Consider the following 12,408-nt stretch of genomic DNA (forward strand, 5'->3'; position numbering starts at 1 on the left):
CGATGATTCGCTTTGAACAGGTCAGTAAAGCTTATCTGGGGGGACGACAAGCCCTGCAAGGGGTGAATTTTCATTTGCGTCCTGCGGAAATGGCATTTTTGATTGGTCACTCAGGAGCAGGTAAAAGTACCTTGCTGAAACTCATCTGTGGTATTGAGCGACCAAGCGCTGGACATATCTGGTTTGCAGGTCATGATATCAGTCGGTTAAAAAGCCGTGAAGTTCCTTTCCTCCGCCGTCAGATTGGTATGATCTTCCAGGATCATCACCTGCTGTTGGATCGAACGGTATACGATAATGTAGCAATGCCACTTATCATTTCTGGTGCGAGTTCTGAAGATATCCGTCGCCGAACTTCTGCTGCATTAGATAAGGTTGGTTTACTGGACAAAGCGAAGAATTTCCCGATTCAACTCTCGGGTGGTGAGCAGCAACGTGTTGGCATTGCCCGTGCGGTTGTGAATAAGCCGACTGTTTTATTGGCGGATGAACCAACAGGTAACCTTGATGGTGAGTTGTCAGAAGGCATTTTGCGGCTATTTGAAGAATTTAATCGGGTAGGGGTAACAGTGCTGATGGCGACTCATGATATGGCACTGATTGATAGGAGAAAATATCGTATTCTGACGCTGAGCCAAGGCCGTATGACGGGGGAGCATCATGGTTAAAAATGTGCGTAAGGTCGCAGGAAAAGTAACAAGATCGAAAAGCAAAACTCTGCTAGGGGGATGGCGTGAACAATGGCGTTATGCTTGGATGAATGCACTGACCGATATGCTGCGTCAGCCGCTGGCAACTTTGCTGACGATTATGGTTATTGCGATTTCTCTGACATTACCCAGCGTTTGTTACATTGTATGGAAGAACGTTAGCCAGGCTGCGGAAAAATGGTACCCTACTCCGCAATTGACGGTTTATCTCGATAAATCACTAGATGATAACAGCGTCCAGAAATTGATAAGTGAACTGAAAGCGCTCGATGGGGTGGATAATGTTAATTATCTTTCACGCCAGGAAGCCATGACCGAGTTTCGTACTTGGTCTGGTTTTGGCAGCGCTCTGGATATGTTGGAAGAGAATCCATTACCCGCTGTTGCTATCATTACACCGAAAATTGATTTCCAGAGTTCACAGACTCTGACGACATTGCGTGACAGCGTTTCTCAGGTCAAAGGCATTGAAGAAGTTCGGATGGATGACAGCTGGTTTGCTCGTCTGGCGGCGTTGACGGGCCTTGTCGGTCAAATTGCGACAGTGATCGGTATTCTGATGGTAGTGGCATTGTTTTTGGTCATCGGTAATAGTGTACGCCTCAGTATTTTCAGTCACCGTGATACGATTAATGTGATGAAGTTGATTGGTGCAACTGATGGTTTTATTTTGCGTCCATTCCTTAATGGTGGTGCTTTGTTAGGGGGACTTGGGGCAATTTTGTCATTAATACTCTCTGCCTTATTGGTGTGGAAGCTCTCTGATGTTGTAACACAGGTTGCCAGCGTGTTTGGTACGACGTTTAATTTATATGGACTTTCATGGGATGAATCCTTATTGCTAGTTCTTATCTCTGCCATGATTGGTTGGGTAGCCGCTTGGCTAGCGACAACTCAGCATTTGCGCCACTTTACGCCAGAATAAAGTTACTTGCATAAATATAAAACAATCTGTTATTTTTTGTTCCGTAACTTCACAGTGGATATTGTCTGTACTGAAATTATGACTACTTCGCGCATCTGTAACTTGAATATGCACATTCTGGTGATAGACTGTACCGCTGTGTGTTGAGCATTAGTTCATATACACTGATGTAATCTATCCTAACGATTTGAGCCTTATTTGAGAGGATTTGAATGGCCAAAGAAATGCAAACCTTAGCGTTAGTTCCTCAAGGAAGTCTAGAGGGCTATATCCGCGCCTCTAATACCTATCCGATGCTGACAGCAGAGGAAGAGAAGGAACTGGCTGAAAGGCTGCATTACCAGGGAGATCTGGATGCAGCTAAGAAGCTGATTCTATCTCACCTGCGCTTCGTTGTTCATGTCGCTCGCAGCTATGCTGGTTATGGTTTGCCTCAGGCAGATTTAATTCAGGAAGGGAACATTGGCTTGATGAAAGCAGTACGTCGTTTTAACCCGGAGGTGGGGGTACGTCTGGTTTCTTTTGCTGTTCACTGGATTAAAGCTGAAATCCATGAGTATGTGCTGCGTAACTGGCGTATTGTAAAAGTTGCAACAACTAAAGCGCAGCGTAAGCTGTTTTTCAATCTGCGCAAAACTAAACAGCGTCTGGGTTGGTTCAATCAAGACGAAGTGGAGATGGTTGCCAAAGAACTTGGTGTAACCAGTAAAGATGTACGTGAGATGGAATCTCGTATGTCAGCGCAGGATATGGCATTTGATATGTCTGCCGATGATGATAATCAGGAAGGGCAGCCGGTTGCTCCTGTTCTGTATCTTCAGGATAAAGCGTCTGATTTTGCAGACGGCATCGAAGAGGACAACTGGGAAAACCATGCTGCTGATAAATTATCAGTGGCAATAGAAGGTTTAGATGAGCGCAGTCAGGATATTATCCGTTGTCGCTGGTTGGATGATGATAATAAATCTACCTTGCAAGAACTGGCTGATAAGTACGGTGTTTCTGCTGAGCGCGTACGTCAGCTTGAAAAAAATGCCATGAAAAAACTGCGGGTAGCGATTGAGGCGTAAATAAATTTAATGTCTTTATAATGAGTAAGTTAAAGGGCGATAATGATTTATCGCCTTTTTTGTTCCTATTTTTCAGTGCCTTCAACCCTGAGTGAATCGTATGAAAATTGTGATTGCACCTGATTCATTTAAAGAAAGTCTCAGTGCTTCGCAGGTCGCTGAAGCAATAGAACAGGGATTTCGTGAAATTTATCCACAAGCCGAATATATCAAATTACCCATGGCTGATGGTGGTGAAGGAACGGTTGAATCAATGGTAGCAGCCATGAATGGGCAGGTTATCCATCTGTCTGTTACTGGGCCGTTAAATCAGCCAGTGGATAGCTTTTTCGGTATTCTGGGTGATGAAAGAACGGCTGTTATTGAAATGGCCGCCGCTTCTGGCTTACATCTGGTTCCAATGGAAAAGCGTAATCCACTGATAACCACGACTTATGGTACAGGTGAGCTGATACTGGCTGCTTTAGATAAAGGTGTCAGAAAGATAATTTTGGGGATTGGGGGCAGTGCGACTAATGATGGTGGTGCCGGTATGATGCAGGCACTGGGGGTTCATCTGCTTGATATTAGTGGTAAAGAACTCAAGGCTGGAGGTGCAGCATTAAGCCAGCTTGCTGAAATTGATCTCTCTGGTTTGGATTCCCGTTTGAGTCATACTGAAATTATCGTCGCCTGTGATGTGATTAACCCGCTATGTGGTAAGTTGGGTGCATCGGCTATTTTTGGTCCCCAGAAAGGGGCGACACCAGAGATGGTGAAAGAGTTAGATGCTGGTTTACGTCATTATGGTGAAAAAATTGAATTCTTGACAGAAACCAGGGTCATGGATGTACCCGGTGCAGGAGCAGCAGGTGGTATGGGGGCTTCTTTACTTGGTTGGCTGAACGCTAAATTGCAACCGGGAATTGATATTGTTATCTCCACTCTAAAGCTGGAAGAAGCACTACAGGGGGCTAATCTGGTTATTACTGGCGAAGGTCGGATAGACAGCCAGACTATTTATGGTAAAACGCCAATTGGTGTTGCCCGTATCGCCAAAAAATATGCCATCGCAACTATTGCATTGGTTGGCGGTATGAGTAAAGACTACAGTATTGTTCATGATCATGGATTGGATGCTGTTTTCTCAATTATGCCCGGCGTTTGTTCTCTTTCTGATGCTCTTGCTTGCGGGCATGAAAATTTACGAGTGACTGCCCGCAATGTGGCTGTTGTCTGGAAAATGGGTCAATTAGAGTAACAATTTGACCTGGCATCATAATGAAAACCACAGACGCTCATAAAACTTTTTAATGCTGGCTCGTTGGCATCTGGGAAACCGTCAAGACTGAGCTTCCACCGCTTAACGGCAGGATGGCGGGCTTTTATTTCATTTATCAAATATAAACCTATTCCCCGGCGACGTGTTATTTCACGGACACATAAATCTTCAAGCAGACCGAATTGATTACTAAGCGTAATTTTTACTGCGGCTAGTAATCTGTCATTAAAACGGGCAGCGAACAACTCATTCCCATTTCTTAGGCAGATTTGCCATTGTTCAGGGGGTTGCTGAGGCCAAATTTTCCCCAGATCAATCATATCTTGTGCTGATAAAACAGTAAGTTGCTCGATAGTTAATTTCATGGTTTTTCTATATCAATTGTAGATGAATAGATAGGCAGTGTGTTGTGCAACTGCTTTATACTCGTATCTTTCAAGTTGCTTCTTTGTTGGCTGCACTCACTCACCCCGGTCACAGAGTTCGCTATGCTCCCGGGGATTCGCTCCCTTGCCGTCGCGATCCATCTTGAAATCCATTGGGTATATACGTTACTGGAAAAATGTTTTTAACGACCTCGATCTTTCGAATTAAAGATTGCCTTACTAATATTTAACCAGAATATCACACTATGTTTTGTCTAAATTCCAACCATCTTCGGTGGTATTTTATTCTGTAGATAATGCTTTTAGCTACCTTGTTAATTTGATTTTAAGCATGAAATGCTATTTTAATGACATGAAAAATAAAGTCTTATTAACAAAAATTACTTTATCTAATCATCAATCACAAAAGGTCATAATTTACAGCCAGATAATGAAAGATTTTAAAGGCAAACACAATAAATAAGACCAATAACAATACGGGGATAAATAAATGAATATCATAACAGGTAAAGCATTATTAGCAGGTTGTATTGCCATGGTGATGAGCCATTCACTATGGGCAAAAGAGATCAAGGTAGCGATTGTCGGAGCGATGTCTGGGCCCGTTGCTCAGTATGGTGATATGGAATTTACTGGTGCACGTCAGGCGATTGCAGATATTAATGCCAAAGGTGGCATTAACGGCAATAAGCTGGTGGGTGTTGAATATGATGATGCCTGTGATCCGAAACAGGCAGTGGCAGTCGCTAACAAGGTGATTAATGACAACATTCGTTATGTTATTGGTCATCTGTGTTCTTCGTCTACTCAGCCAGCATCTGATATCTATGAAGATGAAGGCGTCATTATGATTACGCCAGCAGCGACTAATGCCGATCTGACGACCCGTGGCTACCAAATGATTCTGCGTACTACAGGGTTGGATTCTGATCAGGGACCAACAGCGGCGAAATATATCGCTGAAAAGATCAAACCTCAGCGTTTGGCGATTGTTCATGATAAACAGCAATATGGCGAAGGGTTAGCGCGTTCTGTTCTCGACAAATTGAAAAAAGCAGGAGTCAATATTGTACTGTTTGAAGGCGTTACTGCGGGTGATAAAGATTTCTCAGTATTAGTCGCCCGTCTGAAAAAAGAGAACGTGGATTTTGTCTATTTCGGTGGCTATTACCCTGAAATGGGGCAAATTCTGCGTCAGGCTAAGCAGGCCGGTTTGAATATTCGCTTTATGGGACCAGAAGGTGTAGGTAATTCTTCGTTGTCCAATATCGCCAGTGAGGCTTCTGAAGGAATGTTAGTAACACTACCTAAGCGTTACGATCAGGTTCCAGTGAACAAGACGGTTGTTGATGCGATCAAAGGTAAGAAAGAAGATCCAACAGGGCCATTCGTCTGGACAACTTATGCTGCCATTCAATCTCTGACAACCGCAATGAGCCGTACCGGTAGCATGGAACCTATTGATTTAGTAAAAAATCTAAAAACTAATCCAGTAGATACTGTAATGGGAACACTGAGCTGGAATGAGGCGGGTGACTTGAAAGGATTCGAGTTCGGTATTTTTGAATGGCATGCAGATGGTTCTTCTACCTCTGTGAAGTAAAGTCATTTTAATGGCCGTCAGCCCCTGTTTGTCAGGGGCTGCTATTCCAGAGGTATCAAGGTATGTCAGAGCAATTTCTCTATTTCTTACAACAGATGTTAAATGGAGTTACTCTGGGTAGCACTTATGCATTGATTGCCATTGGTTATACGATGGTTTACGGCATAATTGGGATGATTAACTTTGCTCATGGCGAAGTTTATATGATTGGCAGTTATGTCTCTTTTATTGTGATTGCGGCCCTGATGATGATGGGCATCGATCTAGGTTGGTTACTGGTTACCGCTGCTTTTTTTGCATCAATTGTTATTGCCAGCGCTTATGGCTGGAGTATTGAACGGGTAGCTTACAGACCTGTTCGTCACTCTAAGCGCCTGATTGCTCTGATTTCCGCAATTGGAATGTCTATTTTCCTGCAAAACTATGTCAGTTTGTCACAAGGTTCCCGTGATTTGGCACTGCCAAGTCTGATTGCCGGACAGTGGGTATTGGGTGAAAGTGATGGATTTTCTGCCAGTATTACTGCAATGCAACTGACTATCTGGATAGTTACATTTCTTGCCATGCTGGTACTGACGATGTTTATCCGCTATTCCCGTATGGGACGCGCTTGTCGTGCTTGCGCGGAAGATTTGAAAATGGCCAGTTTGTTAGGAATCAATACTGATAAAGTCATTTCTTTAACCTTTGTTATTGGCGCAGCAATGGCTGCGGTAGCGGGTGTTTTGCTGGGACAGTTCTACGGTGTGATAAATCCGTATATTGGTTTTATGGCAGGAATGAAAGCCTTCACCGCAGCCGTGTTGGGGGGGATTGGCAGTATTCCGGGGGCAATGATTGGCGGCTTGATCTTGGGAATTTCTGAAGCTCTGACTTCTGCTTATCTGAGCACGGAATATAAAGATGTGGTTTCCTTTGCCCTGCTTATTATTGTGTTGTTGTTTATGCCTACCGGGATCTTAGGCCGTCCGGAGGTAGAAAAAGTATGAAATATGCCAATTGGATTAATGCCATTATCGCCTCAGTCGCTTTATTTGTGCTGTCTGTTTTTATGATGGGGATGCAGTTGTCACTGGATGGTACGCAGTTAGTCGTTCATCGTGCTGATGAAGTGCGCTGGATATGGATTGGTATCGGCTGTACGGTTGTTTTTCTGTTCCAGTTATTGCGTCCAGTTGTTCAGCAGACGATGAAAAAAATACCACTTAAAAGCCGAGTCCTACCTGATTTCGATGGCTCAACTAAAGGGCAAAAACGACTGGCGGCATTGATCATTATTGCCGCCATTGTTTGGCCGTTTGTGGTTTCTCGGGGTAGCGTCGATATTGCTACGCTGACATTAATTTATGTCATGTTGGGATTGGGCTTGAATGTAGTGGTTGGCTTGTCAGGGTTGCTGGTGCTTGGATATGCTGGTTTTTATGCTATCGGTGCTTATACCTATGCTTTACTCAGTCACTATTACGGGTTGGGATTTTGGCAAAGCTTGCCATTGGCAGGGCTAACCGCTGCTTTATCCGGGCTGTTATTAGGTTTTCCCGTATTGAGATTGAGGGGTGACTATCTGGCTATTGTTACACTCGGTTTTGGTGAGATTGTTCGCATTTTACTGTTGAATAATACTGAAATGACAGGTGGCCCAAATGGCATCAGCCAGATCCCCAAACCTACTTTCTTCGGATTGGAATTTAACCGCAGTGTGAAAGAGGGAGGCTGGGATACTTTCCATAACTTCTTTGGTTGGAAATACGATCCAAGTGACCGAGTCATCTTCCTGTATCTGGTCGTGTTGCTGTTAGTGATAGTCACGATATTTATTATCAATAGATTGTTGCGTATGCCATTGGGGCGCGCGTGGGAAGCACTACGTGAAGATGAAATTGCTTGCCGTTCTTTGGGGATTAGCCCAACTCGTATCAAACTGGCTGCATTTACCATCAGTGCTACATTTGCTGGTTTTGCTGGCACGCTATTTGCGGCCCGGCAAGGTTTCGTTAGCCCAGAATCTTTTACTTTTGCTGAATCTGCTTTCGTGTTGGCTATTGTGGTACTCGGAGGAATGGGTTCGCAAACTGCGGTGATACTGGCGGCAATTCTGCTAGTGGTGTCTCGTGAGATGATGCGTGATCTAAATGCTTACAGCATGCTGTTGCTAGGGGCAATGATGGTACTGATGATGGTTTGGCGCCCGCAAGGGTTGCTACCAATGAAACGCCGTGATGTTAGGTTGAAACAGCAGGAAAGCCACGTACAGGAAGGAGAACGGGGATGAGTGCAACATCATTATTGCGGGTTTCTGATCTGACCATGCGCTTTGGTGGTTTGCTGGCTGTCAACAATGTTGCTCTGATACTTAATCAGGGTGAAATTGTTTCTCTCATTGGGCCTAATGGTGCAGGAAAAACCACGATCTTTAATTGTTTGACTGGGTTTTACCGTCCGACTAGCGGAACCATAAAATTGCGGGAAAAACATCTGGAAGGGTTATCTGGGCAGGAAATTGCCCGTATGGGAGTGGTTAGAACATTCCAGCATGTACGATTGTTCCGTGAAATGACTGTGATTGAAAATCTATTGGTAGCGCAGCATCAGCATTTGAAAAGTAGTCTCCTGGCCGGGCTTTTTAAAACGCCAGCGTTCTGCCGTGCAGAATCTGAGGCTGTAGATCGGGCAGTAATTTGGTTGAAACGGATTGGTTTATTATCACTGGCAAATAGACTGGCAGGTAATCTGGCATATGGTCAGCAACGGCGTTTGGAAATTGCACGCTGTATGGTGACACATCCCGAAGTTCTAATGTTGGATGAGCCAGCGGCGGGTTTGAACCCGAAAGAGACAGAGGAACTTAATGCCTTGATTGATGGACTCAGAAAATATCATCAGGTTTCCGTGTTGCTGATTGAGCACGATATGAAACTGGTGATGGGGATTTCAGATCGCATTTATGTTGTTAATCAGGGAATACCTTTGGCACAAGGACGGCCAGAAGAGATTCGTAATAATCCGGATGTTATCCGGGCATATCTGGGTGAGGTGTATTAATCATGTTGGAATTTAAGCAGGTATCTGCCCATTATGGAAAAATTCAGGCGCTGCATCAGGTTAGCTTGAATATTCAGCAGGGAGAAATCGTCACTCTGATAGGTGCAAATGGTGCAGGAAAAACAACCTTGCTCAGTACATTATGTGGTGCACCCAGAGCGACGGAAGGTTCCATTATTTTTCGAGGCAAGGATGTCACTCAATGGCCGACAGCGCGTATTATGCGTGAAGACATTGCCATTACTCCAGAGGGACGCAGAATATTTGCCCGTATGACGGTGGAAGAAAATTTGGTAATGGGCGGTTTTTTTGCTGACAAAACGCAATATCAGCAACGTATTGAACGGGTTTATGATTTGTTTCCTCGCTTACAGGAAAGACGCAGCCAACGGGCTGGAACGATGTCCGGCGGTGAACAGCAAATGTTGGCAATTGGTCGCGCTTTGATGAGTCAGCCACAGTTATTGTTACTGGATGAACCTTCATTGGGGCTGGCACCGATAATTATCATTCAGATTTTCGATACTATTCAGCAATTGCGGGAAGAGGGAATGACAATCTTTCTGGTTGAGCAGAATGCAAATCAGGCGCTAAAACTGGCTGACCGGGGATATGTACTAGAAAACGGTAAGATTGTACTGGAAGACAGCGGTTCTGCATTACTGACTAATGAAGCGGTGAGAAATGCGTATTTGGGGGGATAGGGACATATTTTTTTCGCATGATAAGGAATATCAGATGGTTGATTATCCTTGTAGTGCTGGAAAGGTTATTTCTCCCAAGGTGATGGCCCCATTAATGATGCTTTAGGTTGGGGCCAAGGCAACTAGTGTGGCTCCAAATGCTTTGAAATCTTCCTCATTTAAATGCAAAAAGCGTTGGGCTGGCAGAATGTTTTAAGCTTCCCGACCAGCAATAGCTAAAATATATAGTTAAAATTATTTTGCTATTAAGTTAATTTTCTATTATCAGAAATAGAATGTTTTTAAAAATATGATTGTGTATAAGATATAACTAATTTTCAATAATAACGTTGTTAATGTGGATATAACATATACCCAATGGATTTCAAGATGGATCGCGACGGCAAGGGAACGAATCCCCGGGAGCATAGATAACTCTGTGACTGGGGGGAGTGAGTGCAGCCAACAAAGAGGCAACTTGAAAGATAACGGGTATAAATATATCTCCAGAATACTGGGCTGTTTTATTTATTATCATTTAAATATTGTGAGTGGATTATTATCGCTCTCTAAATAAAGTTAAATTTATAAAGTGAAAAATAGAATTATATAGCACTGTAGTAACCAAGATTAACATTGTAAATTCAGTGAATAACATAATAGTAATAATTTTAATGTTTTTTTATATATTGTTTGTGTCTCGTATTATTTCAATAATTCCTAAATAATAGTAATTGCATTGAAGCATGGTGTTGACACGAACTATATTTCTGCTATATTTTTATATCATTGCGATTTTTTTTAGATATATCATCATTAATGATTGATTTATAGTATGGATATTTTAATGTTCTGGTAAGTTATGGTGGTATGTGAAGTCCACATAATAATCGGGGAATTAAGTTTCAAAGGTAATAGTGGTTCTATACTGGTTAAAGCGCGTCTTTAATTAAGTGGTAATACTGTTTTTTTGAAAATATTTATATGTAAGTTGAGTGAGTTTTATTTAAATTTTAATGAGGAAAATAAATATGTCTAGAATAACCATTGTTATTGATTCAGATGAACAGAAAGCAGAGAATTATTCTAATTCTCCTGTTCCGGTACGTAAAGACTTTAATACAGTTGCTATTTTGAGTGATCTGACTATATCACCTCATTCTAGTGTAGAAGTATTTAGAATAGATACACCAGTAATTCCAGAATCCAGAAGATCTCTGAGAGTTGTAAATACGGGGTTGGCAAGTAGTGTTACGGCTAAATTTTATTGGTCTCATAGTTTTACCTCTGAATGGTTTGAGTCTGGTTCTATGGATGTAGGATTAGGCGAAGATAAGGTATTAAATGTGCCTAGCAACTCTTTTTATTATAGTAAATTCATTATCTATAATAACACGGATAAAGTTGCTTATGTTACGGCAAATTTGGTTTAAATATCTTATTTTAATTGAAGGGTTTGATTATGCAGACAGAAAATGTTTTAGACATAAGAACTATTGTAGCTAATGAATATACTGTAAAAACGAGTGCATTAGAGTGGGATGTTACTGATATTGTAAAAAATGCAATCATAGGGGGAATATCCTTTATACCTTCGGTTGGTCCTGCTATATCTTTTTTAGTCGGTTTATTCTGGCCTCAATCGAAAGAAAATATATGGGAAGGGATTGTCAAGCAAATTGAGAGGATGATAGAGGAATCTGCATTAAAGACGATTAAAGGTATCCTTGCTGGTGATATTGCCTATATACAAGAGAGGATGGCAACCGTTGCTGAACTTCTTGAGAAACATCCAGGATCTGAAGAAGCGCGGAGTGCTTTTAATAATCTGGCAGAAAATATAGATGGTTATCATAAGAAATTTAATAATTTTTCGGATGATATTAACTATCAGATATTACCCATGTTTTCTACTACGGTTATGATGCAGATAACATATTGGGTTGCAGGTTTAGAGAAAAAAGATGAAATAGGGCTTAGTGATATTGATATTGAAAAAGTTCGAGGATTAATTAAAAAGACAGTAGAGCAGGCTAATAGTTATATTAATAATATATATGATAGAGAGCTTAATGATGCTCTTAATAATTCGACGGCTAATACTGTTGCAAACAATGTTATGTCTGTTCATGGTCACTGTCGTTTACATGGAATTGAATATATCAGTATTTGGAATAAATTAAGTGAAGCTGAGTCTGTAAATAACAGAATCTATGTTGATGTTTTAAGTTATTCAACTTTCTTTGACCGTCAAACAGCAAAAGCCAGAATTCAGGCATTGACGCCAGAGAAAGATATGACTCCACCTCTCAAACCGGCTCTTAATGGAGAAAATAGAAGAAAGATAAATTCGCTAATGGGACATATTGTACGCATTGGAGGCGCTCCGAGAGTAGGAGGGCTGACAGTTGTATTCGATGATGGTAGTCGACATCAATTAGGTACAATCTCTGGTGAGACGACATCTATTTCTCTGGATGGTAGTCGAATTACCAGTTTGGAAGTATGGGGCAATGGTGCTGTTGATAAAGCCATCTTTACTTTGAATGATGGCCGTTCGTTGTCATTTGGCGAACCCGGAACATCTAAATATCGGAAATTTTATGTTGGTGAAAGTCACTACATTTCAGGGATCTATTTGTCCAGTGATTACAGCCCATTAGCAGGTCAGGCAGCAAATATTGCTGTATCTTATCAGCTGATAAATGAGGATAAAAAATAATAGCTT

General features: G+C 42.0%; 12 protein-coding genes. 11 read left to right on the forward strand and 1 reads right to left on the reverse strand.

All coding sequences use genetic code 11. The features are described 5' to 3' along the window. Positions 1-2: 2 nt before the first annotated feature. The 4 genes from ftsE to EAE89_RS03620 all read left to right on the forward strand — a co-directional run bounded on the left by ftsE (position 3) and on the right by EAE89_RS03620 (position 3,945). Positions 3-668 (forward strand): cell division ATP-binding protein FtsE, encoded by a 666-nt coding sequence (gene ftsE, locus EAE89_RS03605; RefSeq protein ID WP_054477112.1) that lies wholly within the window; start codon positions 3-5, stop codon positions 666-668. After that, a complete protein-coding gene (gene ftsX / locus EAE89_RS03610) occupies positions 661-1,635 on the forward strand; it encodes a permease-like cell division protein FtsX (protein WP_054477110.1) in 975 nt (324 codons plus the stop codon). The genes ftsE and ftsX overlap by 8 nt, the downstream gene beginning before the upstream one ends. Before the next feature lie 212 nt (positions 1,636-1,847). Next, on the forward strand, positions 1,848-2,705 hold the full coding sequence (gene rpoH, locus EAE89_RS03615; protein WP_054477108.1) for an RNA polymerase sigma factor RpoH: 858 nt from the start codon (positions 1,848-1,850) through the stop codon (positions 2,703-2,705). Between the two features lie 100 nt (positions 2,706-2,805). Next, positions 2,806-3,945: a glycerate kinase gene (locus EAE89_RS03620; RefSeq protein ID WP_214085380.1), complete on the forward strand. Its 1,140-nt coding sequence runs from the start codon at positions 2,806-2,808 to the stop codon at positions 3,943-3,945. On the opposite strand, the gene panM is transcribed toward EAE89_RS03620, so the two are convergent. Continuing rightward, entirely contained in the window at positions 3,933-4,331 is a 399-nt protein-coding gene (gene panM, locus EAE89_RS03625) for an aspartate 1-decarboxylase autocleavage activator PanM (protein ID WP_214085381.1), read from the reverse strand. The two genes, EAE89_RS03620 and panM, sit on opposite strands and share 13 nt — an antisense overlap. A 511-nt stretch (positions 4,332-4,842) precedes the next feature. On the opposite strand from panM, the gene EAE89_RS03630 reads away from it, so the two are divergent. The 7 genes from EAE89_RS03630 (at position 4,843) to EAE89_RS03660 (ending at position 12,402) form a co-directional block, all read left to right on the forward strand. After that, entirely contained in the window at positions 4,843-5,955 is a 1,113-nt protein-coding gene (locus EAE89_RS03630; protein ID WP_054477101.1) for a branched-chain amino acid ABC transporter substrate-binding protein, read from the forward strand. Positions 5,956-6,017: 62 nt separating this feature from the next. Next, on the forward strand, positions 6,018-6,944 hold the full coding sequence (gene livH / locus EAE89_RS03635) for a high-affinity branched-chain amino acid ABC transporter permease LivH (protein ID WP_054477099.1): 927 nt from the start codon (positions 6,018-6,020) through the stop codon (positions 6,942-6,944). Further along, positions 6,941-8,227, forward strand: coding sequence for a high-affinity branched-chain amino acid ABC transporter permease LivM (locus EAE89_RS03640; protein ID WP_054477097.1), 1,287 nt, complete (start codon positions 6,941-6,943; stop codon positions 8,225-8,227). The genes livH and EAE89_RS03640 overlap by 4 nt, the downstream gene beginning before the upstream one ends. Beyond that, on the forward strand, positions 8,224-8,997 hold the full coding sequence (gene livG / locus EAE89_RS03645) for a high-affinity branched-chain amino acid ABC transporter ATP-binding protein LivG (protein WP_054477095.1): 774 nt from the start codon (positions 8,224-8,226) through the stop codon (positions 8,995-8,997). The genes EAE89_RS03640 and livG overlap by 4 nt, the downstream gene beginning before the upstream one ends. 2 nt (positions 8,998-8,999) lie before the next feature. Then, positions 9,000-9,701, forward strand: coding sequence for a high-affinity branched-chain amino acid ABC transporter ATP-binding protein LivF (gene livF / locus EAE89_RS03650; RefSeq protein ID WP_054477094.1), 702 nt, complete (start codon positions 9,000-9,002; stop codon positions 9,699-9,701). 1,010 nt (positions 9,702-10,711) lie between these two features. Beyond that, entirely contained in the window at positions 10,712-11,113 is a 402-nt protein-coding gene (locus EAE89_RS03655; protein WP_149615867.1) for a hypothetical protein, read from the forward strand. A 29-nt stretch (positions 11,114-11,142) separates the two neighbouring features. Then, the gene (locus tag EAE89_RS03660) at positions 11,143-12,402 is read left to right on the forward strand and encodes an insecticidal delta-endotoxin Cry8Ea1 family protein (protein ID WP_054477090.1); all 1,260 of its coding nucleotides are present in this window, start codon (positions 11,143-11,145) and stop codon (positions 12,400-12,402) included. The last annotated feature ends 6 nt before the right edge of the window (positions 12,403-12,408 follow it).

This window comes from Photorhabdus heterorhabditis (assembly GCF_018448905.1).
In the GTDB taxonomy this organism is placed as follows: domain Bacteria; phylum Pseudomonadota; class Gammaproteobacteria; order Enterobacterales; family Enterobacteriaceae; genus Photorhabdus; species Photorhabdus heterorhabditis.